General features: G+C 67.5%; 25 protein-coding genes. 12 read left to right on the forward strand and 13 right to left on the reverse strand.

Annotated elements, in window-relative coordinates; all coding sequences use genetic code 11:
• Positions 1-58 precede the first annotated feature (58 nt).
• The 8 genes from hemA to HH212_RS07795 all read left to right on the forward strand — a co-directional run bounded on the left by hemA (position 59) and on the right by HH212_RS07795 (position 9,688).
• A complete protein-coding gene (gene hemA / locus HH212_RS07760; RefSeq protein WP_169434877.1) occupies positions 59-1,339 on the forward strand; it encodes a glutamyl-tRNA reductase in 1,281 nt (426 codons plus the stop codon).
• Positions 1,340-1,447: 108 nt separating this feature from the next.
• Positions 1,448-2,524: a peptide chain release factor 1 gene (gene prfA, locus HH212_RS07765; RefSeq protein ID WP_169434878.1), complete on the forward strand. Its 1,077-nt coding sequence runs from the start codon at positions 1,448-1,450 to the stop codon at positions 2,522-2,524.
• A 62-nt stretch (positions 2,525-2,586) separates the two neighbouring features.
• A complete protein-coding gene (locus HH212_RS07770) occupies positions 2,587-3,099 on the forward strand; it encodes a disulfide bond formation protein B (RefSeq protein WP_169434879.1) in 513 nt (170 codons plus the stop codon).
• 10 nt (positions 3,100-3,109) lie between these two features.
• Positions 3,110-3,952 carry a peptide chain release factor N(5)-glutamine methyltransferase gene (gene prmC / locus HH212_RS07775; RefSeq protein ID WP_169434880.1) on the forward strand — a complete coding sequence of 281 codons (843 nt, stop codon included), beginning with the start codon at positions 3,110-3,112 and terminating at the stop codon, positions 3,950-3,952.
• Positions 3,953-4,040: 88 nt separating this feature from the next.
• The gene (locus tag HH212_RS07780) at positions 4,041-6,053 is read left to right on the forward strand and encodes a DUF885 domain-containing protein (protein ID WP_169434881.1); all 2,013 of its coding nucleotides are present in this window, start codon (positions 4,041-4,043) and stop codon (positions 6,051-6,053) included.
• A 242-nt stretch (positions 6,054-6,295) separates the two neighbouring features.
• On the forward strand, positions 6,296-7,891 hold the full coding sequence (gshA, locus tag HH212_RS07785; RefSeq protein ID WP_169434882.1) for a glutamate--cysteine ligase: 1,596 nt from the start codon (positions 6,296-6,298) through the stop codon (positions 7,889-7,891).
• Between the two features lie 105 nt (positions 7,892-7,996).
• Positions 7,997-9,124, forward strand: coding sequence for a histone deacetylase family protein (locus HH212_RS07790; protein ID WP_170205327.1), 1,128 nt, complete (start codon positions 7,997-7,999; stop codon positions 9,122-9,124).
• A 90-nt stretch (positions 9,125-9,214) separates the two neighbouring features.
• Positions 9,215-9,688 (forward strand): GNAT family N-acetyltransferase, encoded by a 474-nt coding sequence (locus HH212_RS07795; protein ID WP_169434883.1) that lies wholly within the window; start codon positions 9,215-9,217, stop codon positions 9,686-9,688.
• A 71-nt stretch (positions 9,689-9,759) separates the two neighbouring features.
• On the opposite strand, the gene HH212_RS07800 is transcribed toward HH212_RS07795, so the two are convergent.
• From HH212_RS07800 to HH212_RS07810, 3 genes are all read right to left on the reverse strand, one after another.
• Positions 9,760-11,064 (reverse strand): MFS family transporter, encoded by a 1,305-nt coding sequence (locus HH212_RS07800; RefSeq protein ID WP_169434884.1) that lies wholly within the window; start codon positions 11,062-11,064, stop codon positions 9,760-9,762.
• Positions 11,065-11,132: 68 nt separating this feature from the next.
• A complete protein-coding gene (locus tag HH212_RS07805; RefSeq protein ID WP_169434885.1) occupies positions 11,133-13,394 on the reverse strand; it encodes a DUF3466 family protein in 2,262 nt (753 codons plus the stop codon).
• Between the two features lie 204 nt (positions 13,395-13,598).
• Positions 13,599-14,051, reverse strand: a complete 453-nt coding sequence (locus tag HH212_RS07810; protein WP_169434886.1) for a sensor histidine kinase — start codon at positions 14,049-14,051, stop codon at positions 13,599-13,601.
• A gap of 11 nt (positions 14,052-14,062) precedes the next feature.
• Here HH212_RS07810 and HH212_RS07815 point away from each other — a divergent pair, with 11 nt between their 5' ends.
• Complete coding sequence (locus tag HH212_RS07815) at positions 14,063-14,617, forward strand: ABC transporter permease (protein ID WP_169434887.1); 555 nt, start codon at positions 14,063-14,065, stop codon at positions 14,615-14,617.
• Positions 14,618-14,622: 5 nt separating this feature from the next.
• On the opposite strand, the gene HH212_RS07820 is transcribed toward HH212_RS07815, so the two are convergent.
• Positions 14,623-15,069, reverse strand: a complete 447-nt coding sequence (locus HH212_RS07820; protein ID WP_169434888.1) for an FKBP-type peptidyl-prolyl cis-trans isomerase — start codon at positions 15,067-15,069, stop codon at positions 14,623-14,625.
• A gap of 110 nt (positions 15,070-15,179) precedes the next feature.
• Positions 15,180-17,057, reverse strand: a complete 1,878-nt coding sequence (locus HH212_RS07825) for a potassium transporter Kup (protein WP_169434889.1) — start codon at positions 17,055-17,057, stop codon at positions 15,180-15,182.
• 251 nt (positions 17,058-17,308) lie between these two features.
• Here HH212_RS07825 and rarD point away from each other — a divergent pair, with 251 nt between their 5' ends.
• The 3 genes from rarD to HH212_RS07840 all read left to right on the forward strand — a co-directional run bounded on the left by rarD (position 17,309) and on the right by HH212_RS07840 (position 20,760).
• Positions 17,309-18,196, forward strand: coding sequence for an EamA family transporter RarD (rarD, locus tag HH212_RS07830; protein ID WP_169434890.1), 888 nt, complete (start codon positions 17,309-17,311; stop codon positions 18,194-18,196).
• Positions 18,197-18,305: 109 nt separating this feature from the next.
• Complete coding sequence (gene ettA / locus HH212_RS07835) at positions 18,306-19,973, forward strand: energy-dependent translational throttle protein EttA (RefSeq protein WP_169434891.1); 1,668 nt, start codon at positions 18,306-18,308, stop codon at positions 19,971-19,973.
• A 241-nt stretch (positions 19,974-20,214) separates the two neighbouring features.
• The gene (locus HH212_RS07840; RefSeq protein ID WP_169434892.1) at positions 20,215-20,760 is read left to right on the forward strand and encodes an REP-associated tyrosine transposase; all 546 of its coding nucleotides are present in this window, start codon (positions 20,215-20,217) and stop codon (positions 20,758-20,760) included.
• A 63-nt stretch (positions 20,761-20,823) separates the two neighbouring features.
• On the opposite strand, the gene HH212_RS07845 is transcribed toward HH212_RS07840, so the two are convergent.
• The 8 genes from HH212_RS07845 to HH212_RS07880 form a co-directional block, all read right to left on the reverse strand.
• Positions 20,824-21,393, reverse strand: a complete 570-nt coding sequence (locus tag HH212_RS07845; RefSeq protein ID WP_169434893.1) for a porin family protein — start codon at positions 21,391-21,393, stop codon at positions 20,824-20,826.
• Between the two features lie 171 nt (positions 21,394-21,564).
• Positions 21,565-22,161: an alpha-ketoglutarate-dependent dioxygenase AlkB family protein gene (locus HH212_RS07850; RefSeq protein ID WP_169434894.1), complete on the reverse strand. Its 597-nt coding sequence runs from the start codon at positions 22,159-22,161 to the stop codon at positions 21,565-21,567.
• A 98-nt stretch (positions 22,162-22,259) separates the two neighbouring features.
• Complete coding sequence (locus HH212_RS07855; protein WP_169434895.1) at positions 22,260-22,622, reverse strand: hypothetical protein; 363 nt, start codon at positions 22,620-22,622, stop codon at positions 22,260-22,262.
• 88 nt (positions 22,623-22,710) lie between these two features.
• Entirely contained in the window at positions 22,711-23,094 is a 384-nt protein-coding gene (locus HH212_RS07860) for an MAPEG family protein (RefSeq protein WP_169434896.1), read from the reverse strand.
• Between the two features lie 19 nt (positions 23,095-23,113).
• Entirely contained in the window at positions 23,114-23,962 is an 849-nt protein-coding gene (locus HH212_RS07865; protein WP_169434897.1) for a Rossmann-like and DUF2520 domain-containing protein, read from the reverse strand.
• A 13-nt stretch (positions 23,963-23,975) separates the two neighbouring features.
• Positions 23,976-24,611 (reverse strand): DUF924 family protein, encoded by a 636-nt coding sequence (locus HH212_RS07870; protein ID WP_169434898.1) that lies wholly within the window; start codon positions 24,609-24,611, stop codon positions 23,976-23,978.
• A gap of 59 nt (positions 24,612-24,670) precedes the next feature.
• On the reverse strand, positions 24,671-25,447 hold the full coding sequence (locus tag HH212_RS07875) for an MgtC/SapB family protein (protein WP_229217627.1): 777 nt from the start codon (positions 25,445-25,447) through the stop codon (positions 24,671-24,673).
• A complete protein-coding gene (locus HH212_RS07880) occupies positions 25,447-25,707 on the reverse strand; it encodes a hypothetical protein (protein ID WP_169434899.1) in 261 nt (86 codons plus the stop codon). The genes HH212_RS07875 and HH212_RS07880 overlap by 1 nt, the downstream gene beginning before the upstream one ends.

The following is a 25,707-nucleotide window of genomic DNA, read 5'->3' on the forward strand; positions in this document are numbered from 1 at the left end:
CATGAAACCCTGCGGGCATCAGGGTATAATGCATCGACTGCCCGATTTTTGATCACCCATGCAACTGCTTGCCGTCGGCCTCAACCACACCACCGCACCGGTCTCGCTCCGCGAGCAACTGGCGATGCCGCCCGACCGGCTGGGCGAGGCGGTGCGCGCGGCGCGCGGCTGGTTTGCACGCTGCGACACGCACGGCCGCGGCGGCGACGAGGCGGCCCTGCTCTCGACCTGTAACCGCACCGAACTGTATGCCGCCAGCGGCGCTCCCGATCCGCTCGACGCCTCGGCACGCTTCCTGGCCGACTACCACCGCCTGAACTTCGGTGAACTACGCCCGCACCTGTACATGCTGCCCCAGCACGACGCCGTGCGCCACGCCTTCCGCGTCGCTTCCGGGCTCGATTCGATGGTGCTGGGAGAGGCGCAGATCCTGGGGCAGATGAAGGATGCGGTGCGCCTGGCCGACGAAGCCGGCGGCCTCGGCACCTACCTGCACCAGCTGTTCCAGCGCAGTTTCGCGGTCGCCAAGGAAGTGCGCAGCACCACCGAGATCGGCGCCCACAGCGTGTCGATGGCGGCCGCCGCGGTGCGCCTGTCGGAGCGCATCTTCGATCGCGTCGGCGACCAGAACGTGCTGTTCATCGGCGCCGGCGAAATGATCGAGCTGTGCGCCACCCACTTCGCGGCCCAGAACCCGAAGTCGATCACCATCGCCAACCGCACGCTGGAACGCGGCGAAGCGCTGGCCGCGCGCTTCAACGGCCGCGCCATCCGCCTGGCGGACCTGCCCGAGCAGCTGCCGCAGTTCGACATCGTGATCTCCTCGACCGCCTCCACCCTGCCGCTGATCGGCAAGGGCCTGGTCGAGCGCGCGCTCAAGGCGCGCCGCCACCGTCCGATCTTCATGGTCGACCTGGCGGTGCCGCGCGACATCGAGCCCGAGGTCGCGCGCCTGAACGACGCCTTCCTGTACACCGTGGACGACCTGGCCGACGTGGTGCGCAGCGGCGTCGAAAGCCGCCAAGCCGCGGTGGCGCAAGCCGAGGCGATCATCGAGACGCGCGTGCAATCCTTCATGCACTGGATCGGCGACCGCGCCGTGGTGCCGGTGATCCGCGACCTGCACGAGTCCAGCGAAACCCTGCGCCTGGCCGAGCTGGAACGGGCGCGCAAGCTGCTGGCCAAGGGAGAGGACATCGACACCGTGCTGGAAGCCCTGTCGAAGGGTCTCACCGCCAAGTTCCTGCACGGCCCGCAGCAGGCGCTGCACCGCGCCCAGGGCGACGAGCGCGCGCGCCTGGCCAGCCTGCTGCCGCAGCTGTTCCGCAGCCGCCGTTAGCGGCGTCGCTCATCTCCCGGCCTGCGTCCGCAGCGCCCAGGCCGTTTCTTGCCGCCGTTGACACTTTTGCCGCCCTGCGGCGCGTTCCACTTTCCGATCGAGCATTCCATGAAACCATCCATGCTGGCCAAGCTGGACCAACTGGCCAACCGCCTCGTCGAACTCGACGAACTCCTGATGTCCGAAGGCGCCACCGCCGACATGGATAGTTTCCGCAAGATGAACCGCGAGCATGCCGAACTGGGGCCGCTGGTGGGCGTCTACCACCAGTACCAGACGGCGCAAGGCGACATCGCCGCGGCCCAGGACATGCTGGCGGACCCCGAGATGAAGGAATTCGCCCAGGACGAGATCGAGGCCGCCAAGATGCGCCTGGCCGAACTCGATCTGGCGCTGCAGACCATGCTGTTGCCGAAGGACGCCAACGACGAGCGCAACATTTTCCTGGAAATCCGCGCCGGCACCGGCGGCGACGAATCGGCGCTTTTCGCCGGCGATTTATTACGCATGTACACCCGCTATGCCGAGCGCAACCGCTGGCAAGTCGAGGTGGTATCGGAATCGGCATCCGACCTGGGCGGCTACCGCGAAGTCATCGTGCGCGTGGTCGGCAACGGCGTGTATTCGAAGCTGAAATTCGAGTCGGGCGGGCACCGTGTGCAGCGCGTGCCGGCCACCGAGACGCAGGGCCGCATCCACACCTCGGCCTGCACCGTCGCCGTGATGCCGGAAGCGGACGAGGTCGAGGACGTGCAGATCAACCCGGCCGACCTGCGCATCGACACCTTCCGTGCGTCCGGCGCCGGCGGCCAGCACATCAACAAGACCGATTCCGCGGTGCGCCTGACCCACCTGCCGACCGGCATCGTGGTCGAGTGCCAGGACGACCGCAGCCAGCACAAGAACAAGGCGCAGGCGATGAAAGTGCTGGCGGCGCGCATCAAGGACGTGCAGTTGCGCGAACAGCAGAGCAAGGAAGCGGCGACGCGTAAAAGCCTGATCGGCTCGGGCGACCGCAGCGAGCGCATCCGCACCTACAACTTCCCGCAGGGGCGACTCACCGACCACCGCATCAACCTGACGCTGTATAAACTCGACATGATCATGGACGGCGACCTGGCCGAGCTGACCACGGCCCTGTCCGCCGAACACCAGGCCGAACTCCTCGCCGCCCTCGGCGATTGATCATATGGTTTCGCAATGTGCGAAAATCGCCTACTCGACATTGCCACCACAGGACCGCCCAGATGCCCACGTCTTCCACCCTGTCGCCTACCCTGGCCGCCTCTGCCGCCGCCTCGCGCCGCATCCTGCTCGCGATCGGCCTGGCCGCCATTGCGCTGGTCGGCGCCGCCTTGTACCTGCAGCACGCCAGGGACATGCTGCCCTGCCCGCTGTGCGTGATCCAGCGCTACCTGTTCCTGGGCATCGCGCTGTTCAGCCTGATCGGCGCGTTTGCCGGGCGCATCAAGGTGCTGGCGGGCCTGGCACTGCTGTGCGGCCTGGGCGGCCTGGGCGTGGTGGCCAAGCATCTGTACGTGCTGGCGCATCCCGGCTTTTCGTGCGGCATCGATCCGATGGAAACCATGCTCAACAAGATTCCTACCGCCACCGCGCTGCCCTGGCTGTTCCGCGCCGACGGCTTGTGCGAGGCGGCGCAGGACACGGTCCTCGGCCTGTCGGTGCCGCAATGGTCGGCGCTGTGGTTCGCGCTGCTGACGCTCAGCCTGGCCTGGGTGCTGGTGCGCCGCGCGCGCTGACGGTGTATCCATGGACATCGCCGCCGGCACCTCCATCGGTGCGGTACGAGCCGCGCTGCCGCTCGATCCGCTGGAAAACCGCATCCTGCTGTGCCATGCGACCGGCCTGTCGCGCACCCAGCTGATCACCCGGGCCGACGATCCGCTCGACGCCGCGCAGGCGGCGCGCCTGGCCGCGCTGGTGCGGCGCCGCCTGGACGGCGAACCGATCGCCTACATCGTCGGCCGGCGCGAATTCTTCGGCCTCGATTTCCAGGTCAGCGACGCCGTGCTGATTCCGCGCCCGGACACGGAGCTGATCGTGGAACTGGCGCTCGAACGCCTGCCGCCGGGCGGGCGCCTGCTCGACATGGGCACCGGCAGCGGCGCGATCGCGGTCGCCATCGCGCATACGCGCCCGGACGCCCTGGTCACCGCGCTCGACGTCAGCGCGGCGGCGCTGGCGGTGGCGCAGGCGAATGCGGCCGCCAACGGCGCGCGCGTGCGCTTCCTGCGCAGCGACTGGTTCCAGGCGCTGGCGGACGGCGGCGTTGCGGACCAGCCGGTGTTCGACCTGATCGCCTCCAATCCGCCCTACATCGCCGCCGGCGACGCCCACCTGGCGCAGGGCGACTTGCGCTTCGAGCCGGCCGGCGCGCTGACCGATCACGCCGACGGCTTGTCGGCGCTGCGCCGCATCGTCGCCGGCGCGCCCGCGTACCTGGCGCCGGGGGGCTGGCTGTTGCTGGAACACGGTTACGACCAGGCGGCGGCGGTGCGCGCGCTGCTGCAGGAAGGCGGTTTCGGCGAGGTGCGGAGCTGGCGCGACCTGGGAGCAAACGAGCGGGTCAGCGGGGGAAGGTTCGGCGGATAGCGGGGACGCGGATGGACGCGTGGACAGCGTGGGCGCGGTCGGCGGCGGCTGTTTGTTACAATTATCGGCCCACTTCCCGGAGCCGCCGATGCGTCGACTGTCCGCGCCCAGTCGGTGCGCGATCCTGATCTTGCTGGCGCTGCCCGCCCTGGCGCCGGCCCAGGCCATTGCCGCCACGCCGGCCGCCTTGGCGGCGGCCTTGCCCCCATCGGAACAGGCGCGCGCACTCTTCGAACGCGACTGGCAATGGCGCCTGCGCACTCATCCCGAATTCGCCACCGCGGTCGGCGAGCACCGCTACGATGCGCTGTTGTCGGACACCTCGCTGGCCGGCGCCGCCAAGGCGCTGGAGCACGAGCGCCGCATGCTGGAACTGGCGCGCCTGATCGACCGCGAACAACTGAGCGACCAGGAGCGCCTGTCGCTCGACCTGTTCGTCGACGACAAGGAGCGGCTGCTGGCCGGCGCCGCCTTCGTCCCCTTCGACCCGCAGCCGATCAGCGCCCAGGACGGCTTGCAGTGGCGATTCCCGCAGCTGGTGGCGCAGATGCCGTTCTACAGCGAAGAGGACTACCGCAATTACCTGTCCCGCCTGCAGGCGCTGCCGCATCACATCGATGGCGTGATCGAGCAGTTGCGCGAAGGGATGCGTACCGGCTGGACGGCGCCGAAGGCGATCGTGGCGCCGCTGCCGGCGCAGCTGCGCGCGCTGCGCGAGCACTTGTCCGACGGCGCCCTGGCGGCACCCTTCCGGCGCCTGCCCGCCACCATCGCGCCGGAGGTGCGCGAACGCCTGGCAGCCGACGGCGCGGGCGCGCTGCAGGCGCTGGCGCCGGCGCTGCAAAAGCTGGAAGATGTCATCCGCACCGATTACCTGCCGGCGGCGCGCACCGCCATCGCGGCCTCCAGCCAGCCCGGCGGCGCCGCCTGGTATGCCTTCCTGGCCAGGAACGCCACCACGGGCAACCTGTCCCCGGCCGAGATCCACGCGCTCGGCCTGAAGGAAGTGGCGCGCATCCGCGACGAGATGACGCCGATCGTCAGGCGCACCGGCTTTCGCGGCACGCTGCCCCAGTTCTTCGCGTTCGCGCGCAGCGATGCGCGCCTGTTCTATACCGATCCGGAAGCGCTGCTGGGCCGCTACCGCCGGACCGTGGCGCGCGCCACGTCGCGCTTGCCGCTGCTGGTGAACACGGTGCCGCCGGACGAACTCGCAGTCAAGCCGGTGCAGGACGCCGGCGCCGTCGACCAGGGCGCCGCCTATTACGAAGCCGGTTCGGCCAGCCGCGCGGCGGCGCTGGTGGTGAACACCTCGCGCCTGAACACGCGGCCGATGTGGCAGGTCGACACGCTGGCGCTGCACGAGGGCGTGCCCGGCCACCATTTACAGGTGGCGCGCGCGCAGGCGATTGCCGATCTGCCGGCGTTCCAGCGCCACGCCTGGTACGGCGCCTTCGGCGAGGGCTGGGCGCTGTACGCGGAAGGACTGGGCGCCGAGCTCGGGTTCTTCCGCGATCCGTTTTCCGACTTCGGGCGCCTGTCCGAGGAACTGCTGCGCGCCGCGCGCCTGGTGATCGATACCGGCATCCACGCCAAGGGCTGGTCGCGCCGGCAGGCGCTCGACTACCTGAACGCCAACACCGCCAATCCGCCGTCCGACAACGAACTCGAAGTCGAGCGCGTCATCGCCCAGCCGGGCCAGGTGCTGGCCTACAAGATCGGCCAGTTGCGCATCCTGGCGCTGCGGCGCAAGGCGGAAAGCGCGCTCGGGGAACGCTTCGACGAGCGCGCTTTCCACGACGCCGTGCTGGAAAACGGCGCCCTGCCGCTCGACGTCCTGGAACAGCAGATCAAGCGCTGGATCGCCGCGCGCAGCGTGCCGCCCGCGCCGCCGGCGCCGGCCACGGCCCCCGCTGTGGCGGCGCCGGCCGCAACCGCCGCGCCCTCCGGGCCGGCCGCGCCGGCGGGATCGGCCGCGCCCGCAGGATCCGCCGTGGGGCCTGGATCGGCCGTGCCGGCGGGAACGGCGACGCCGCCCGCACCGGCCATGCCGCCGCCGGCGGCAGCGCCGAAAGCGGCATTCAAACCGCCGCTGAAATGACCGCCGCGGCGAGGCGGTACCTGCGGCCGGCGCACGCCGGCGGCGCCCGCCGGGCCGGTGCCGCGCCGGCCGCCCGCCTGTATTTTTCATGTAAGACTGGCCGGGTAACATGGCCCCGTACGGCTGCAGCCGTGCGCCGCTTTTTATAAAATTGCCATATTCGGGGTGCTCCGGCGCGCTTGGCCGTTTTCGGTTACTCTCTGCACCTTCATGCAGTATTAGAAAGTTAGAAAGGAATTCCCGTGTCGAACCAACTGACCCGCCGCCTGGCCCTGCTGGACGACGATGCGCACCGCGGCCTGCTGCTGCAGGGCTTGCGCGGCATCGAGCGCGAGACCCTGCGCGTGGACGCGCACGGCCATCTGGCGCGCACGCCGCATCCGGCCGCACTCGGCTCGGCCCTGACGCACTCGCAGATCACCACCGACTACGCGGAAGCCCTGCTCGAATTCATCACGCCGGCCGAGCACGACATCGGCCTGGCCCTGAACCGCCTGGATGCGGTCCACCGCTACGCCTACACCAAGCTGGACGGCGAGATGCTGTGGAGCCAGTCGATGCCGTGCGCGCTGCCGCCGGAAGACGAGATCCAGATAGGCTGGTACGGCAACTCCAACATCGGCATGCTCAAGCACGTGTACCGGCGCGGCCTGGCGCTACGCTACGGCAAGGCGATGCAGTGCATCGCCGGCATCCACTACAATTATTCGCTGCCGGAAGCGTTCTGGCAGCTGCTGGCCCGAAGCGAAGGCATCGCCGAGGAACGCCGCAACGCGCTGCGCGACTTCCAGTCCGAGAGCTACATTGCGATGATCCGCAATTTCCGCCGCTACAGCTGGCTGCTGATGTACCTGTTCGGCGCTTCTCCGGTGCTGGCCAGCGCCTTCCTGGAAGGCCGCGAGCACAACCTGGAAGCGCTGTCGGACGACACCTTGTACCTGCCCTACGCCACCAGCCTGCGCATGAGCGACCTGGGTTACCAGAACGATGCGCAAGCCGGCCTGCGCCCGCACGAAAACAGCCTGGAAAGCTACGTCACCTCGCTGATGGACGCGGTCAACCGCCCCTATCCGCCGTACGAGGAAGTCGGCACCAAGAAGGATGGCGAGTGGGTGCAGCTGTCGACCAATATCCTGCAGATCGAGAACGAATACTATTCGACCATCCGCCCCAAGCGCGTGATCCGCACCGGCGAGCGCCCGGTACAGGCGCTGTGCAACCGCGGCGTGCAGTACATCGAGGTGCGCTGCCTCGACATCGATCCGTTCGAGCCGGTCGGCGTGTCGCTGGAAACCGGGCGCTTCCTGGACGCCTTCTTGCTGTTCTGCGCGCTCGAGGAAAGCCCGCTGATCAATGCGATGGAGGGGCAAGTCCACGCCCGCAACTTCGCCCGCACGGTCAAGGAAGGCCGCCGTCCCGGCTTGACCCTGACCCGCGACGACGCCGAGGTGCCGCTCACGGAATGGGCGGCCGAACTGATCGAACGCATCCGTCCGCTGGCCGAGCTGCTGGACAGCGAACACAACTACAAGGGCGTGCACCTCGAGTCGCTCGAGGCGCAGCGCGCCAAGGTCGCCGACCCGGACAAGACGCCGTCGGCGCGCGTGCTGGCCGACGTGCGCGCCCTCGGTTCGTTCGCCCGCTTCGGCCTGCAGCAGAGCGAACTGCATGCGCGCACCCTGCGCGGCGAGCCGCTGATGCCGGCCGAGGCAGCGCTGTTCGACGAGATGGCGCGCGCGTCGCTGGACGAGCAGGCGGCGATCGAACGCAGCGACAGCGGCAGCTTCGACGACTTCGTCGCGGCCTACAACAGCAGCACGCTGTGCGGGAATAACTGAGTTTCAGGCGGCGTGGCGGCCGCCGGCACGGGATGGCGGCGCCGCGCCGGCCACATGCGCCGACTGCGTTTTCCGCGCCGCCCGCCTGCCCGCATCGAGGATGCCTTGCTGACCTTTTATAACGAGCACCACGCCCAGCACGAAGGCCGCTTCGCGATTCTGGGCGGCGAGGCCGTCGCCTGCGCCGACACGCCGGGACGCCTCGACGCCGTGCTGGCCGAACTGGCGCGGCGCGGCCTGGGACGCATCGTCACGCCGCACGGCGTGCCGCTGGTGTCGCTGGAACGCATCCACGCACCGCGCTACCTGCACTTCCTGCGCAGCGCCTGGAGCGCCTGGCTGGCGCTCGACGCGCGCCACGGCGGGCGCGACATCCTGCCCTGGATCTGGCCGCGGACCGTCACCCGGCGCGGCGACGCCACGTCCTTCCCCGAACCGGACGACTTCGGCGCCCGCCTCGGCTGCTACGCCGGCGACAGCGCCAGCCCGCTCACGGCCGGCACCTGGACCGCCGCCAAGACCGGCGCCGATTGCGCGGTCAACGCGGCGCACGCGCTGCGCCTGGGCGAACCCGTCACCTTCGCCCTCACCCGTCCGCCGGGCCAGCATGCGGGCGCCGACTATTTTCGCGGCGCCTGCTTCCTCAACAACGCCGCGCTGGCGGCCCAGCACCTGCTCGACGACGGCCTGCAGCGGGTCGCCATCCTGGACCTCGCCTATTCGCACGGCAGCGGCACGCAAGACATCTTCTATGAACGCGGCGACGTGCCGTTCGTCTCGATCCATGCCGATCCGCACACCAGCTATCCGTTCTATGCCGGCCATGCCGGCGAGACCGGCGCCGGCGCGGGGCTCGGCTGCACCCTGAACCTGCCGCTGGCGCGCGACGCCGGTCCGGCGCACTGGTTCGCGGCGCTGGAAACCGCCTGCCTCAGGTTGGCCGCTTTCGCGCCGCAGGCGCTGGTGGTGTCGCTCGGGGTGGATACCGCCGGCGCGGCGCAGCCGTTCGCGCAGCCATCCGCATCGTCGTGCGTTTCACCGCCGGCGGGCGCGCTGCCGCCGGGACGGATTGCGCCGCACTTCGGCTTGTCCGGCGCGGACTTCCTGCGCGCCGGCGAGCGCCTCGCCTATCTCGGCTTGCCGACCGTGTTCGTACTGGAAGGCGGCGGCGCCGGCGCGGAACTCGGCATCGCCGTGGTCAACGTGCTCGAAGGTTTCGAGACGGCGGCGTGAAAGCGGATGTCTTTTTAGCGCGCTTGTCTTTTTGCCGCGGCTTTCCTTTTATCGCGGCTTTCCTCTCATTTCATCGCAATGGAAACGACAATGATTGAATGGCAATGGCGCAGTTTCGCCGACCTGACCGCGGCGCAACTGCACGACATGCTGGCACTGCGCCAGCAGGTATTCGTGCTGGAACAGACCTGCCTGTATCCGGACATCGACGGACTCGATCCGGGCGCGCACCACCTGCTCGGCTGGCGGGTTGCCGACGGCAGGCGCGAACTGGCGGCAACGCTGCGCTGCCTGGCGCCGGGCGCCAAGTACGAGGAGATGTCGATCGGCCGCGTCACCACCAGCGCCGGCGCGCGCGGCACCGGACTCGGGCGCGAACTGGTGGCGCAGGGCCTCGCCCATGCCGACCGTTTGCATCCGGGCCACGCGATCCGCATCGGCGCCCAGGCGCACCTGGAGCGCTTCTATGCCGGCTTCGGCTTCGTCACCGTCTCTGCCCCGTACGACGAGGATGGCATCCTGCACATCGACATGCTGCGCCCGGCGCAGCCGGATGCAGGCTGAGAGCTGCCGCCACGAGCCCATGACGGCGTGGCATCGCCCTGCCCCGGCACGTGTACGGGTGCGAGTGCGGGCTACTTGAGCAACCCGGACTTGGTCGGATCCGGCATGCGGATCGCCACGATGCAGGCCAGCAGGCACATGAAGCTGACGTACCAGTAGAAATACGGTTCGTGGCCGGCCTGCTTGAACCACAGCGCCACGTATTCCGCGCTGCCGCCGAAAATGGCGTTGGCCACCGCGTATGACAGCCCCACGCCCAGCGCGCGCACCTCGACCGGGAACATTTCCGCCTTGATCAAACCGCCGATCGAGGTGTACAGGCTGACGATCGCCAGCGCGCAGGTGATCAGCACGCCGGCCATCAGCGGACTGCCGGCCGAGCGCAGCGCGAACATCACCGGCGCCGTGAAAATCGCCGCCAGCAGGCCGAAGGCGATCATCGAGGTGCGCCGGCCGATGCGGTCGGACAGCGCGCCGAACAGCGGCTGCAGCGCCATGTAGATCAGCAGGCACACGGTCATGACGCCGCTCGCGGTCTTGGCACTCATGCCGACCGTGTTGACCAGGTACTTCTGCATGTAGGTGGTGAAGGCGTAGAAGATCAGCGAGCCGCCCGCCGTGAAGCCGAGCACGGTGACGAAGGCGCGCCGGTGCTCGCGCAGCAGCGTCAGCACGCTGCCGGCGGCCTCGCTGGTGCGCCCGGCCGCGGTGGTGGTCTCGTGCAGCGAACGGCGCAGGTACAGCGAGACCAGCGCCGAGGCCGCACCCACCACGAACGGGATGCGCCAGCCCCAGGCCACCAGTTCCTCGTGCGACAGGAACAGTTGCAGCACGCCTAGCACCAGCAGCGCCGCCAGCTGGCCGCCGATCAGGGTCACGTACTGGAACGAGGCGAAGAAGCCGCGCCGGCCCGGTTCGGCCACCTCGCTCATGTAGGTGGCGCTGGTGCCGTATTCACCGCCCACGGATAACCCCTGGAACAAACGCGCCACCAGCAGCAGCACCGGCGCCGCCGTGCCGATCGTCGCATAGGTCGGCAGCGCCGCGATCATGAGGGAACCGCCGCACATCATGAGCACCGAGATCATCATCGCGTTGCGGCGGCCGTAGCGGTCGGCGATGCGGCCGAACAGCCAGCCGCCGATGGGACGCATCAGGAAGCCGGCGGCGAAGATGCCGGCGGTGTTCAGCAGCTGGGTGGTGGCGTCCCCTTTCGGGAAGAACTGCGACGAGAAGTACAGCGCGCAAAACGAATAGATATAGAAGTCGAACCACTCGACCAGGTTGCCGGACGAGGCCCCGACGATGGCGACGATGCGCTGGCGCGGCGTCAAATCGTGAATCGCTTGCGCTTGCACGCTGTCCGTCGTTGCCATTGCCGTCCTCCGGGATGTGCCCTGGCCGGCATGGCCAGGCGGACCTCAGCATAGCACCGCGTGCGTTTTCAGGCCGTACGCACGAGCGGATAGCGCGGCGCGCTCAGGAGCGCCAGCACCAGCAGCCCCGCCAGCAGCAGCGGCACCGAGGCCGGCTCGGGCACCGGCGTGAGCAGCACCGGCGCGCAATAACCGAATTCGGTGCAGCCGTTCGCCGCGATCTGTCCGAGGTCGTCGATGCCGACCGCGTCGGTCAGCGTGAAGATGCCGAGGCCGCCGACCAGCGCATTCAGGTCGAGCAGTTCGCCATCGGCATACACGAACGCATGGGAAAAGCCGAAGCCCGGCAGGCTGGAGGCGCCGACCACCAGGCCGGCCGCATTGATGCCGTGCGCCTCTCCCCAGTCGCCGCCGAAGGAACCGAGGTCGCGCATCACGCCGTCGCTGTACAGGAACGGACGCCAGGCGGCGTCGCCCGCGGTCAGGCTGTAGCCGGCCACCTGCCCCGCATCGTTGAGCGCATTGGCCCAGCTGAAGCCGCCGCCCAGCGTCCCGAGATCGGACATGACGCCATCGCGGTACAAAAAGGCATGGGCGCCGTCGTCCGGGAAGGCGGCGCCCGGCCGCGAGCCGCCGGCGATGACGCCGGCCTCGTTGATGGCGCGCGCACGCGCGTCGCCGCCGCCCAGGTCGCCGATATCGAGCAGCGTGCCGCCGCTGTACAAAAAGGCGCGGCTGGTGCCGGACATGTCGGTGGATTCGCCGACCGCCTGGCCGGCCGCGTTCACGCCGTAGGCATAGCTGTCGCCGCCGTACAGGGTGCCGATCGCCTGGATCGCGCCGCCGGCATACACGAAGCCGCGGGCGGCGTCACCCGAGGCCGAGGCGCCGGCCACCACGCCGCCGGCGATCGACGTGGCGAACGCCGTGGGGCCGCCCAGCGTGGGCAGGAACGCCGTGGCGCCGCCCTCCCAGACAAAGGCGCGCGTATAGGTGCCGTTGTTGCCCCAGCCGGCGATGCGCCCGCCGTTGTCGATGCCGTAGGCTTGCAGGCCCTCAGGCAGGAAGGTGGCGCCGTAGAGCGGCGCCGCCAGCGCGGCCGGGCTGATGACGGCGGCACTGGCCGCCAGCGCCGCCGCCACGGCGGCGCCGGTGCTACGCAGGGCGCGCGCGCCGCGGCGCCGCCCGCGCCCTGCCAGCAGGCCGAGTCCGCCCAGCAGCAGCGCCCAGGCGCCCGGCTCCGGCACTGCCGGCACCAGGTCGAGACGCACCGCCACGCAATCGCCCGCGCGGCAGGCGCGGCCCAGGATCTGGCCGGCATCGTTGATGTCGGAGGCGTCCACCAGTTCCCACCCGCCCGCATCCGCCAGCAGCGTGTTCAGGTCGATCATGGCGCCGTCGCGGTACAGGAAGGCGTGCGAACCCCAGCCGGTGTCGGTGACGAGGTCGGATTCGCCGACCACCACGCCGGCATTGTTGATTCCGCGCGCGTAACCGTAGTAGCCGCCCAGCGACCCCAGGTCGCGCATGGCGCCGTCGCGGTACAGGAAAGGGCGCGACAAGGGCGGATTGTCGGGATCGACCGTGGTCTCCGACCACCCGACCACCAGGCCGGCGTCGTTGATGTCGTAGGCTTCGCTGTTCACGCCGCCCAGCGTGCCCAGGTCGAGCGTGCCGGCGGCATTGTCGAGGTAGGCGTGCCGCAGGGGGGTCAGGGCGCCCCCGCCCGGCAGCGTCGAGAGGCCGACCACGGCGCCGGACGCATTGATGGCGGCCGCGTTGCTCCAGTCGCCGCCGAAGGTCGGAATGAAGCGGAAGCCGGCGCCGTCGTAGACGTAGCCGCGCGCCGCTTCGCCGATGGGCGGCTGGGCATTGCCGATGATGATGCCGGCATCGTTGATGCCGGTGGCGTTGGAATAGCCGTAGGATGACGGCAGGCGCTCGCCGAGCGACACCAGCCTGCCGTCGACATACGAGAAGGCGATGCCGCTGTACGAGGAATCGAAGGCGCCGACGATGCCGCCATGGTCGTTGATGCCCAGGCCGAAGCTGCCGGACCTGGCGCCCGGCAAGGTGGCGATGCCGCCCTCTCCCAGCACCGCCGCCATGCCCTGGTAGGTGCCGACGATCTGGCCGCTGCCGTTGATGGCGGACGGGGCAAAGCCGTCCGGCAAGAAATTGATGGAATATGCCCAGGCGGCGCTGTCGGCGGGCGCGGCGTGCGCGGCCCAGGACAGGCAGCCCAGCCCCAGCGCCAGCCACGCGGCAAGAGAACGCCGCACGGCGTGGAGCAGCATCCGGGTGACGGGAAACGACGAGTAAAAAGACATGGCGGGCTCCGGACGTTGAACGGACACGACCACGATACGGCCGCGCCGCCCGGTACGGCCTGAGCCAGATCAGGCGTATGCAAGTGCGATGTCTTTAATATCCATCAAGAAATTGCCACTTTAAAAGCTGCTGGCACGGACTGCAGGGCAAGGGATGCGGCCGCCGACGCATGCAGCGCCGCCATGCGGTTCGTGCCGGCGGCTTCAGAAGGTGATGATGAAGCGGGCGCCGCGCCCCACCGGCCTGGCATGGCGCACGGTGCCGCCGTTTTCGTGGATCAGGTGGCGCACCAGCGCCAGGCCGATGCCGCCGCCCTGCTTCCTGGTGGTGAAGAAGGGCGTGAAGATGTGGGCCGCCAAACCTTCGGGAATGCCGGGACCGTCGTCGCTGACCTCGATGCGCAGGCGGCTGCCGCGCACCAGGCGCGCCGCCACGCGTGCCTGGCCGGGGCTGCCGGCGGTGGCCTCGAAGGCGTTCTTGAGCAGGTTGATCAGGGCTTGCTCCAGCTGGCCGGGATCGACCACCAGTTCCAGCGAGCCCGGCTCCACCGAAAACGCGACGGCGCCGCCGCGCGCGCGCCAGTGCGGTCCCACCAGCGCCGCCACCCGTTCGAACAGCGCGCCCAGCGCCACCCGCTGCGGCTGCGCGGCCGGCACAGCAGCCGAGCGTGTTCTACCTGCACGAGCGGGTCGGCTTTTTCACGGTGCGCTGCAGCGGCGACCTGGAATCCGTCCGGCGCGCCATCGAAGCGCTGTGGCCGCGCTATTTTCCCAACGAAGCGCTGGGCATCACGCGCATGCCGGCATTGATGGCCGACCTGTTCTATGCCGACGACCTGCGCCTGGCCAGGCTGCTGGCCGTGGCCAGCGTGGTCGCCACCGGCATCGCCGCCTTCGGCATCTACGTGCTGGCGGCCTACAACGTGCAACGGCGCGCAAAGGAGATCGTGCTGCGCAAGCTGTACGGCGCCGGCGGCGCCGCGGTCGGCCGGCTGGTACTGCGCGAATTCGCCCTGCTGGTCGGCGCCGGTGCGCTGGTCGGGCTGCCGCTGGCGTACGTCGCGCTTCAGCGCTACCTGGGCGGCTTCGCCGAACGGGCGCCGGTCGGCATCTGGACCATCGCCGCGGCGCTGCTGGTGGCCCTGGCCGTGGCGCTGGGCGCGACCCTGCGCCACACGCTGGCGGCGGTGCGCATGCGGCCGCTGCTGGCGCTGCGCGAATAATGGTTTTATTTGACGGCGGTGAGCTCGATGTCGAACACCAGGCCGGCATTCGCCGGGATGGCGCCCGAACCGCCGGTGCCGTAGCCCAGGCTCGATGGAATCAGCACGGTGCGCTTGCCGCCCACCTTCATGCCGGTCACGCCGCGGTCGAAGCCGGGGATCACCGAACTGCCGCCGACCACGTACGAGAACGAGCCGCTGTCGAACTGGGTGCCCTTGTTGTTGGTGGCCGTGGTGCTGTACAGCCAGCCGGTGTAGGTGACGGTGGCGGTCTTGCCGGCGGTGGCTTCGGCGCCGGTGCCGACGGTGGTGTCGGTGGCGCTGAAGGCGGCCGGATTGGCGACGACGACGCTGGTGCTGCCGGAACTGCTGCCGCCGCCGCACGCGCTCAAGCCGAGGGCGGTGATGGAAGCGGCGACGAGGACGGCGGCGAAGGACGGCTTCAGTTTCATGGAACTCCTGCGGGTAAAGTTTAGGTTAGGAAACTATCAACCTTACCCCAACCCGCAGAGCATGGCTTTCGGCCATTTGTGTCCATTTGTAACAGCTTGTCGCCGCCGGCTCAGATCTCCACCTGGGTACCGAGTTCGATCACCCGGTTGGCTGGAATCTGGTAATAGTCGGCGGCGGTACGGGCATTGCGCTGCATCGCCACATACAGATGTTCGCGCCAGGGGGCCATGCCGCGGCCCGGCACCGAGATCACGGTCTGGCGCGCGATGAAGAACGAGGTCTCCATCATCTCGAAGCTCAAGCCCTGGGCGGCGCACAATTGCATGATGTCGGGGATATTGGGCTCGTCCTTGAAGCCGTAGGTGATGTTCAGCTGGTAGCAGTTGTGGCCGAGGGCGACGACTTCCACCTGTTCGCTGGACGGCACGTACGGTTCTTCGCGGATGCGCACCGTCAAGAAGGTCACGCGCTCGTGCAGCACCTTGTTGTGCAGCAGGTTGTGCAACAGCGCGTGCGGCACGCCGTCGGTCTCGCCGCGCAGGAAGATGGCGGTGCCGGCCACGCGCGCCGGCGGCGCCACGAACAGCGATTGCAGGAAGTCTTCGAGCGGGATCGCGTGCTTTTCCAGGTTCTCGAACACCAGTTCGCGGCCGCGCTTCCAGGTCAGCATGATGGTCAGCAGGATGGCGCCGAGCAGCAGCGGGAACCAGCCGCCGTGCAGCAATTTCAAGGTACTGGCCGAGAACAGCATCACGTCCATCGCCATGAAAAAGCCGGTAGCGCCCAGGCACACCGCCAGCGGCAGGTGCCAGCGGTAGCGCGTGACGAAGAAGGTCAAAAAAGTGGTCGCGAACATGGTAGCGGTGACGGCGATGCCGTAGGCGCCGGCCAGGCGGTCCGAGGAACCGAAGCCGACCACCGCGATCAGGACCACGGTCAGCTGCAGCCAGTTCACCGCCGGCACGTAGATCTGGCCGATCTCGCTCTCCGAGGTGTGCATCACGCGCATGCGCGGCAGCAGGCCGAGCGCGATCGCCTGCTTGGTCATCGAAAAGGTGCCGGAAATCGTCGCCTGCGAGGCGATCACCGCGGCCATGGTCGACAGCACCACCAGCGGCAGCACGCTCCAGCTGCCGAGCTGGTGGAAGAACGGGTTGTCGATGGCGTCCGGGCGCGTGATCAAGAGGCCGCCCTGCCCCAGGTAGTTCAGCGCCAGCGCCGGGAACACCACCATGAACCAGGCTTGCCGGATCGGCGTCTTGCCGAAGTGGCCCATGTCGGCGTACAGCGCCTCGGCGCCCGTAAAGGCCAGCACCACCGCGCCCAGCGCGACGAAGGCGACGAAGCGGTTGCGCAGCATGAATTCGAGGGCGTGCCAGGGATTGAGCGCCTGCAGGATCACCGGCGCCTGCACGATATTGATGATGCCCATGATCGCCAGCGCCAGGAACCAGATCATCATCACCGGCGCGAACCAGCGGCCGATCCCCGCGGTGCCGTGGCGCTGCACGCTGTACAGGATCACCAGCACGACGATGGTCAGCGGCACCACGTAGTGCGCCAGCGCCGGCGTTGCCACCTCCAGGCCCTCGATCGCGCCCAGCACCGAGATCGCCGGCGTGATCACGCTGTCGCCGTAGAACATGGTGGCGCCGAACACGCCGATCAGCATCAAGGGAAAATGCCAGCGCGAGTGGCGCGTGACCGAATTCAGGGCCAGCGCCATCAGCGCCATGATGCCGCCTTCGCCGCGGTTATCGGCGCGCAGCACCAGGGTCACATACTTGAGGGAGACGATCATCGTCAAGCCCCAGAAGATCAGCGACACGATACCGAGCAAGTTGGGCGTATTTAACGGCAAGCCATGGGCCGGGTCGAAGATGGTCTTCAGGGTGTACAGCGGGCTCGTGCCGATGTCGCCGTAGACGATGCCGACCGCCGCCAGGGTCAGCGCCGCCAGGCTGCTTTTATTGTGTTGCGACGTCAAGATGTCACCATTTGTTGTTCTGGTGCGAAGCACCATAGGATAGGCGCCGGAAAAGACGCGCGTTCGTCTCCCGGCAGTCCGGCTATTTTCTCAGAGTTTTTTGCTAAATTAAAAATTCGCGTGGTCAGTCTGCATCATCGGGGCACGCTCGAGCGCACGTTAATACAGGACGCCAGCAAGAAATGCCGAGCCACCGGCAAGGATGGTCTAGTTCGGGGATAATGTCTGCCCGTCAATACTTTTAGTCCACCATGCGCACCGGCACCCTGTCCGCCGCCCTCGCCTTCCTGTGCTGGGGTTTGTTTCCGCTGTATTTTCACGCGATCCAGGAAGTACCGCCGCTGCAGATCCTGGCGCACCGCATGCTGTGGTCGCTGCTGTTCCTGTTGATCGTGCTGACCCTGCGCCGCCAGTGGGCCTGGCTGACCCAGGTGCGCCAGCCGCGCGTGCTGGGCAGCTTCATCGCCTCCGCCCTGCTGCTCAGCATCAACTGGCTGATCTATATCTGGGCGGTGAACAACGGCCACGTGATCGAGGCCAGCCTCGGCTACTTCATCAACCCGCTGGTGAACATCATGTTCGGCTATGTCCTGCTGCACGAGCGCCTGCGCCGCACCCAATGGATGGCGATCGGGGTGGCGGCGCTCGGCGTCGCCTGGCTGACCTGGCAGGCCGGCACCGTGCCCTGGATCGCGCTGGCGCTGGCCGCCTCCTTCGGCGGCTACGGCCTGCTGCGCAAGACTGCCAGGCTGGGCGCCCTGGAGGGCTTGTCGTTCGAGACCATGGTGCTGTTCCCGCTGGCGGCCGCCTACGTCACCTGGCTGACGCTGCACGGCCAGAACGCCTTCGTCAATACCGGCTCGAACACGACCCGGCTGCTGCTGATCGCCGCCGGGCCGATCACCGCCATCCCGCTACTGCTGTTCGCTTCGGGCGCGCGCCAGATTCCACTATCCGTGCTGGGCCTGCTGCAATATCTGTCGCCGACGCTACAATTCCTGCTCGGCGTCTGGCTGTTCCACGAAGCGTTTACGCGTGAGCGCCTGGTCGGCTTCGTCTTGATCTGGCTGGCCCTGGCCCTGTTCGCCGCCGAAGGTTTATGGAAGCGCCCGCAAGCTACCGTCACCAAGCAGGCTTGAGCAATTCGGGGTCAGAGCACAATTCGGGGTCGGACCCCGAATTGTGCTCTGACCCCGAATTTTTACAGTATCCTGTCGTCCTTATTTCTCACCGAGTCACTGACATCACATGGCCAATTACGTCTATACCATGAACCGCGTGGGCAAGATCGTCCCACCGAAACGGCAGATTTTGAAGGATATTTCGCTGTCGTTCTTCCCGGGCGCCAAGATCGGCGTGCTGGGCCTGAACGGCTCGGGCAAGTCGACGCTGCTGAAGATCATGGCCGGCATCGATACCGACATCCAGGGCGAAGCGCGGCCGATGCCGGGCCTGAACATCGGCTACCTGCCGCAGGAACCGCAGCTCGATCCGGACAAGACCGTGCGCCAGGAAGTGGAAAGCGGCCTGGGCGAAGCCTTCGAGGCGCAAGCCAAGCTGGAAGCGGTGTACGCCGCCTACGCGGAAGAAGACGCCGATTTCGATGCGCTGGCCAAGGAGCAGGAGCGCCTGGAATCGATCATCGCCGCAGCCGACGGCGGCAACCTGAACCTGCAGCTGGAAATGGCGGCCGATGCGCTGCGCCTGCCGCCGTGGGATGCCAAGGTCGGCGTACTGTCCGGCGGCGAAAAGCGCCGCGTGGCGCTGTGCAAGCTGCTGCTCAGCAAACCGGACATGCTGTTGCTGGACGAACCCACCAACCACCTGGACGCCGAATCGGTCGAGTGGCTGGAACAGTTCCTGCTGCGCTTCCCGGGCACCGTGGTCGGCATCACCCACGACCGCTACTTCCTCGACAATGCCGCCGAATGGATCCTGGAACTGGACCGCGGCTCGGGCATCCCGTGGAAGGGCAATTATTCGTCCTGGCTGGACCAGAAGCAGGCGCGCCTGAAACAGGAAGAAGCGACCGAATCGGCGCGCCAGAAGGCGCTGGCCAAGGAACTCGAGTGGGCGCGCCAGAATCCGAAGGCGCGGCAGGCGAAATCGAAGGCGCGCCTGGCCCGCTTCAACGAACTGAGCGAATACGAATACCAGAAGCGCAACGAGACCCAGGAAATTTTCATTCCGGTGGCGGAACGCCTGGGCAACGAAGTCATCGAGTTCAAGAACGTCAGCAAAGCGTTCGGTGACCGCCTGCTGCTCGACGATGTCTCGTTCACCGTACCGCCGGGCGCGATCGTCGGCATCATCGGTCCGAACGGCGCCGGCAAGTCGACCCTGTTCAAGATGATCGCCGGCCTCGAGCAGCCGGACAGCGGTGAAGTCGTGATCGGCCAGACCGCGAAAGTGTCGCTGGTCGGCCAGACCCGTGAAGACCTCAGCAACGGCAAGACCGTGTTCGAGGACGTTACCGGCGGCGCCGACATGCTCAGCGTCGGCCGCTTCGAGATGCCGTCGCGTGCCTATCTCGGCCGCTTCAATTTCAAGGGCGCCGACCAGCAAAAGATCGTCGGTAACCTGTCGGGCGGCGAACGCGGCCGCCTGCACCTGGCCAAAACCCTGCTGATGGGCGGCAACGTGCTGCTGCTGGACGAACCGTCGAACGACCTCGACGTCGAAACCCTGCGCGCCCTCGAAGACGCGCTGCTGGAATTTGCCGGCAGCGTGATGGTGATCTCGCACGACCGCTGGTTCCTGGACCGTATCGCCACCCACATCCTGGCGTTCGAGGGCAACTCGCAAGTCACCTTCTTCAACGGCAATTACCAGGAATACGAGGCCGACAAGAAGAAGCGCCTGGGCGAAGAAGGCGCCAAGCCGAAGCGTATCCGCTACAAGCCGCTGTCCGCCTGAGTCGCTGGCGCGCGACACGCGCGCAGACGCCGCTGCCTGCAACCCTGCCAGCCCATCCAGGCTGGCAGGGTTTTTTATCGTAAAAACAGTCACTTGCCGTTTTTACAGATCCGTTTTTGCGCGGAAATGAAAACTCATCGATGACGAAACGTGTTTAAAATCGCCCATCGTTGAGTTGTTGATGCCCGGCCGGCATGCGTCGCATTGGCGCCCCTGCCCTACCGCCCGGCAGACCGGATTCATGACACATTACCGCGATAACCGCGTACCGGGTGGAACCTTCTTTTTCACGGTACGACTGCTGGACCGCCACAGCACTTTGTTGACCGACCATTTTTCGGCCTTCGGCGAAGCCATGCGCCAGGCCAGGATCCGCAAACCTTTCCACGTCGATGCCTGGGTCGTGCTGCCCAGCCACGCGCACGCGATCTGGACCCTGCCACCGGGCGACCACGATTGCGCCATGCGCTGGCGCGCCGTCAAGATCGCGTTTTCGAAGGCCTTGAACAAATCCTGCGCTCCCGGCGCGCGCCTGGGGGGACTCGGCGAGGCGATCTGGGAACGCCATTACCGCGATTACCGCATCGGTGACGACCAGGAATATACGGCGCTGATCGACTACGTCCACGGCAATCCGGTGCGGCATGGCCTGTGCGGGAATGCGGCCGAGTGGCCTTGGTCGTCGCTGCACCGTTTCGTCGCGGCCGGTTTCCGCGCGCCCACGACGCCGCCACCCTTGCCGCCCTGGATACCGCCGCAGAACGGCCACGAACACGTGCTGCGTTGATACGGTCGTTAACGAAAAAAGGACCCGCAGGTCCTTTTGCTTCGCGGTACTGCAGCGCGCAGCTTAGAAAGCGTAATGGGCGCCCACGGTCCAGACGTCGGCCTTGGCACCGAAATCCTTGCTCTTGCCGTAGCGCTCGTACTCGGCGGTCAGCGCAACCTGCTGGTTGATGTTGTACTGCAGACCCAGCGCACCGTAGGCACCGGTATCGTCATCCTTCAGGTTGTAGGCAACGCTGCGCAGTTCGCGCTGGCTGTGCTGCACGCCCAGCTTGCCGTAGACCGAGAACTGGTCGTTGATCGGTGCGCTAGCCTTGGCGGCCAGGTAGTAGCCGTAGCCCTTGGTGTCGCCGTTGATGGTGGTGGCAGCCGAGCTGTAGTTGAAGTTCGACTTGCGGAAATCGGTATAGCCGGCTTCAACCGCCCACATCGGGTTGATCTCGTACCCGCCATAGATCTTGCCGGAGGCTTTGTAGCCATCGCTGTTGAAGCTGCTCAGGCCCGAGTATGAATCCTCATGGTCGGCGGTAGCGATGCCCACGCCGACGTACGCGCGCGGCGCGGTGGTGGTCTGGGCCTGGGCGGCGGAGATGGCGGCGGCGCTGGCCAGCAGGGCGACGATCAGCTTTTTCATGGTGATTCCTTTGTTTGACTGGTTCGCCATTCAACATGAATGGCGATGCAGTCAAGATATCAGCCAGCCCTCTTCATGTCCGTGCCGAATCGGTAAGAACTGTAATCAGATGTAACTTAATGACCGGTTGTTCATTAGTATTTAAAAGTCATTGGAGAAATTAAGTAGGAATTAGCCGACGTAGCGGAAAGTTAAATTGATACGCGGACCGGTTACGCGTACGGATTTATTTATTCCATGCAACCAATTTTTCTGCAGATCACCTGCCATCAATAACAAACCGCCATCCGTCAAATCCAGCTTGACGGTCCGCTTGATGGTCTTGTGACGCAAGATGAACGTGCGCGCGGCCCCCAGGCTGAGCGAGGCGATGACGGGACGCAGTCCCAGTTCCGGTTCGTCGTCGCTGTGCATGCCCATGCTGTCCTTACCGTCGCGATAATAATTCAACAGCACGCTGTTGTAGCGATGACCCGTAACGTCCTCGACCGTGGTGCGCAACTGCGCCAGCAGCGGTGACATGGGCGCAGGCTGCAGCGTCAAGCCGGAATAGGTATAAGCGGCTTCGCCATACCACGCCGTCAGGCGCGGCTGCAGGTAGCGCTTGCCGTACACGACGATCGTGTCGGCGCGCCAGTGGGTATCGCGGATGAGTTGCGCCAGCACCTCGGCACTGCTGCACGGCAGCGGGAACCGGGCCATGTATGCCAGTACGCCATCCTCGATCGGAATCGGCAGCAGGCTGGCGCCATCGGAAAAGAGATCCATTCAGACAATCGGACAGGCTGAAATATCCATTATCGTCCAATCCGCGCTGCGCCGCGCCGATGCCGCCACGCATGCAGCCGGCATCTGCTGACGGCTCGTCAGGCGTAGGCTTCGGCTAGGCTCATCACGCGCGGCGCGATCTTGATGCCGACATGGCCGAACAGGCGGCCGATGGCAGCCAGGTTGCCGGCGCACTCGTCGGCCTTCCAGCCTTTGAACAAGTCGCTGCCCTCCTTGTGAAAATGCAGGTCGCAGACCTTGCCCTTGTCCTTGTGGACATAGTGTTGCTGGTAGGTGTTCTGGAAGCCGAGCTCGGCCAGCGCCATCAGCACCGCACTGGGCGGATTGTCGGGATCGGTCGCCATGAAGATGCCGAAGGTTTTACCGGGCGGCTTGGCGGCGACGTCGACGTCATAGATGCCGGGCGCCTTGGTGACGCTGGTGCTTTTCAAAAACAGCATGTCGTTCTCCTTGTGTTTGCCATTCCGCAGCGATTGCACAAGGAAAACTGTATCGACGCCCCGCTTCTGCCGTTTTGCTTTACTGCAATTAAGGCTGGTGCAGCAACAAACCGGCGGCACTGGCCGCGACCAGCGCGCCGCAGGCCAGCATGCCGATCACGAAACCGGTCTCGCGCCTGGCCGGATCGCGGTAGTAGCCGAGCGCATACAGGATGCGGCCGACGCACCACAGCAAGCCGCCGGCGGCCGCCCAGGTATCGCCCAGGTAATGGCTGCACAGCCACAGCGGCACCAATACCAGCGGCAGCTGTTCCAACGTATTGATGTGCACCCGTTGCGCGTTCTGGAACGGCAGCGGTCCGTCCATCGACGGCGCCGCCACCTGGTATTTGTTCCTCGCCCAGCCGGCCATCACGCCGGTCCAGAAATACACACCCAGGATGGCCAGGGTAGTCCATGCGGTCAAGCGCATCGTCGTCTCCATCGATGAATCAATGATCTGCATTCGCGCCGTGCTTGCGGCGCGCCAGGTCGCGCGTGGCCTCGGCCAGGGCGGCGTACAGGGCGCCGGTGGGCGCATCCCAGGCGCCGACGGCGGCCTGCTGGCGCGCCACGGTGACGGTATCGCCGCGCGCGATCGGCCCGGACAAGGCGCCTTCCGCGCCCAGGCGCAGCACGTTGGCCAGGGTTTCGCCGGCCAGGGGCGCGGCCAGCTCGCGCGCCACGTCCTCCGGGATGCCGGCGGCGCGGTAGGCGCGCAGCGCCGCGTCCAGCACCGTCACCAGGTAGTTCGAGGCGAACACCGAGGCGGCGTGGTACACGGTCTTGGCGGCGGCGTCGATCGCCACGCTGCGCGCGCCGGCGCGCGCAAGAAGCGGCGCCAGCAACGCCAGCGCCGCCCCGTCTCCCTCGACGCCGCAGAAGGTGCCGGCGAAGGCCTGCGCCACCGCCTGCGGATCGGCGAAGCTGCGAATCGGGTGCACGCTGGCGACATGGGCACCGGCGGCGGCCAGCGGCGCCAGTTCGCCGGACGCCTTGGCGCCGCTGCAGTGGAACACCACGGCCCCGCGCAGCGACAACGGTCGAGCCAGGTCCGCCAGCATGGCGGCGGCCGGTGCGATGCGGTCGTCCGGCACCGCCAGCATCCACAGCGGCGCCGGACGCAGGTCGCGCGCGGCGGCGATGGCGCGCCCGCCGCCGATGAAGGCGATGGCGTCTGCGGCGCTGGCCATCGAGCGGGTCAGCACGTCCTGCACGGTCACGCCGCCCCGGTCTGCCAGCACGTGCCCGAGCGCGCGCCCGACATGGCCGGCGCCGACGATGTTCAAGACGATCTTCACGTCCGGGACCACGTCAGAAGCGCGAACCGGGCTGGCGCAGGAAGTCGGTCTCGTCCGCGGTCGAGTCGCGCCCCAGGATTTCGTTACGGTGCGGGAAGCGGCCGAAGCGCGCGATCACGTCGCGGTGGCGGCGCGCATAATCGAGCATCTCGTCGAAGCCGGGGCTCGACGTCGCCAGCGCCGCGAACAGCGCCACCGCGCGCTCCTGCATGGCGCTATCCTCGGCATGCTCGAACGGCAGGTAGACGAAGGCGCGCTGCAGCGGCGCCAGCGCCTGGTCGAGGCCGCTATCCACCATGCGGCGCGCCGCCGCCAGCGCCCGCGCATCGCCGGCGAAGGCTTGCGGCGTGCCGCGCAACACGTTGCGGGTGAACTGGTCGAGCACCAGGATGCGCGCCAGTTGCGCCTGCGCGCTGCCTTGCTCCCAGTCGTCCAGCCCGCCGTCCAGGGCGGTGGCGATGAGCTCACCGAAGCGCGTGCGGATCAGGGCATCGAACGCATCGCTTTTGATGAACCATTCGCGGCGTGCCTGGCCGGCCTCGGCGCTGCCGGGGGCGCCGAACCAGAACTCGAGCACTTCTTGCGCCCATGCCGGTACCGCCTGCGCGGGGCCGTCCTGCGGCTGGGTCGCCGTACGCTGGTCTTGCATGTCGGGGGTTCCTTATCGGTTGAATGGGTGCCGGGAAACGTTCCCGGCGACGATGCGCGTCAATTGCGCGCGTGCGACAGCTGGAAACCTTCGACGCCGTCGAAGTTGGCCAGCTCGGCCGCCAGCGCGGACAGCGGCGCGCCGCTCTGGCCGGCCAGCGCCAGCGCCACGAAGCGCCATTCCTGGCGCCCGCCCGTACTGCCGATGGTCAGCGTGGCACCGGCGATCTCGTAGCCGCGTTCCAGCGCCACGCGGCGCAGCACGGCTTCCTGCGGACGCATGCCCTGCCTGAACTGCAGCGTGATCGCCACCGCGTGGCGCGACGGCAGCAGCCCGACCAGGCGGTTCAGGTAGATCATGATCATGGCCGAAAAAAAGGCCAGGCCCATCGCCGCCAGGTAGAAGCCGACGCCGACCATGATGCCGATCACCGACGAGGCCCAGATCGAGGCCGCCGTCGTCAAGCCGCTGATGGTGAAGCCGGAGCGCATGATGACGCCGGCGCCGAGGAAGCCGATGCCGGTCACCACGCCCTGGATCACGCGGGTCGGGTCGACCAGCGCCACCGTGGCGCCGTGGCCGCCGTACCAGAAGTTCGGGTAGCCGGCGATGATGGTCAGGCCCGCCGAGGCCATGCACACCAGGCCGTAGGTGCGCATGCCGGCGGCGCGGCCGTGGTACGAGCGCTCGTAGCCGACCATCAGGCCGAGCAGCAGCGCGCCGGCCAGGTGCAGCAGGATCAGGCCGTTGGTCACCAGTTCGCCGTTCGACCAGTAGGTCTCCAGCAGTTCCGGGATCGACGGCGCCACCTCGCGCACGGCCGGCGCAGCCATCATTACGGTTTTTTCCTGACCAGCTGTTTTTCGAAGGCGGCGTCGTTCTTGGTGATGCGCTTTTCGGGTTGCGGGCCGAGGCCGTCGACGAAGACCACGAAGTCGTCCAGCTCGAGCGGCGCGCACAGCGGCGGCGCACCGGGGCGCTCGGATAGGAAAAAGGCGCCGTCGCCGGTGCGCGCCATCGAATACGAGGTGACGCCGGTGCGGCGTTTCAGGCGCTCGACGGCGGCGCTGGCGCGGGTGGAACGGGCGCTGGCCAT

This window comes from Massilia forsythiae, assembly GCF_012849555.1.
Lineage (GTDB): Bacteria > Pseudomonadota > Gammaproteobacteria > Burkholderiales > Burkholderiaceae_D > Telluria > Telluria forsythiae.

What these genes read in the sequence shown, in the direction of transcription:
- hemA (WP_169434877.1), top strand. Translation starts at nt 59, where the DNA reads ATGCAACTGCTTGCCGTCGGCCTCAACCACACCACCGCACCGGTCTCG.
- prfA (WP_169434878.1), top strand. Translation starts at nt 1,448, where the DNA reads ATGAAACCATCCATGCTGGCCAAGCTGGACCAACTGGCCAACCGCCTC.
- HH212_RS07770 (WP_169434879.1), top strand. Translation starts at nt 2,587, where the DNA reads ATGCCCACGTCTTCCACCCTGTCGCCTACCCTGGCCGCCTCTGCCGCC.
- prmC (WP_169434880.1), top strand. Translation starts at nt 3,110, where the DNA reads ATGGACATCGCCGCCGGCACCTCCATCGGTGCGGTACGAGCCGCGCTG.
- HH212_RS07780 (WP_169434881.1), top strand. Translation starts at nt 4,041, where the DNA reads ATGCGTCGACTGTCCGCGCCCAGTCGGTGCGCGATCCTGATCTTGCTG.
- HH212_RS07795 (WP_169434883.1), top strand. Translation starts at nt 9,215, where the DNA reads ATGATTGAATGGCAATGGCGCAGTTTCGCCGACCTGACCGCGGCGCAA.
- HH212_RS07800 (WP_169434884.1), bottom strand. Translation starts at nt 11,064, where the DNA reads ATGGCAACGACGGACAGCGTGCAAGCGCAAGCGATTCACGATTTGACG.
- HH212_RS07805 (WP_169434885.1), bottom strand. Translation starts at nt 13,394, where the DNA reads ATGTCTTTTTACTCGTCGTTTCCCGTCACCCGGATGCTGCTCCACGCC.
- HH212_RS07820 (WP_169434888.1), bottom strand. Translation starts at nt 15,069, where the DNA reads ATGAAACTGAAGCCGTCCTTCGCCGCCGTCCTCGTCGCCGCTTCCATC.
- rarD (WP_169434890.1), top strand. Translation starts at nt 17,309, where the DNA reads ATGCGCACCGGCACCCTGTCCGCCGCCCTCGCCTTCCTGTGCTGGGGT.
- ettA (WP_169434891.1), top strand. Translation starts at nt 18,306, where the DNA reads ATGGCCAATTACGTCTATACCATGAACCGCGTGGGCAAGATCGTCCCA.
- HH212_RS07840 (WP_169434892.1), top strand. Translation starts at nt 20,215, where the DNA reads ATGACACATTACCGCGATAACCGCGTACCGGGTGGAACCTTCTTTTTC.
- HH212_RS07845 (WP_169434893.1), bottom strand. Translation starts at nt 21,393, where the DNA reads ATGAAAAAGCTGATCGTCGCCCTGCTGGCCAGCGCCGCCGCCATCTCC.
- HH212_RS07850 (WP_169434894.1), bottom strand. Translation starts at nt 22,161, where the DNA reads ATGGATCTCTTTTCCGATGGCGCCAGCCTGCTGCCGATTCCGATCGAG.
- HH212_RS07855 (WP_169434895.1), bottom strand. Translation starts at nt 22,622, where the DNA reads ATGCTGTTTTTGAAAAGCACCAGCGTCACCAAGGCGCCCGGCATCTAT.
- HH212_RS07860 (WP_169434896.1), bottom strand. Translation starts at nt 23,094, where the DNA reads ATGCGCTTGACCGCATGGACTACCCTGGCCATCCTGGGTGTGTATTTC.
- HH212_RS07870 (WP_169434898.1), bottom strand. Translation starts at nt 24,611, where the DNA reads ATGCAAGACCAGCGTACGGCGACCCAGCCGCAGGACGGCCCCGCGCAG.
- HH212_RS07875 (WP_229217627.1), bottom strand. Translation starts at nt 25,447, where the DNA reads ATGATGGCTGCGCCGGCCGTGCGCGAGGTGGCGCCGTCGATCCCGGAA.
- HH212_RS07880 (WP_169434899.1), bottom strand. Translation starts at nt 25,707, where the DNA reads ATGGCCAGCGCCCGTTCCACCCGCGCCAGCGCCGCCGTCGAGCGCCTG.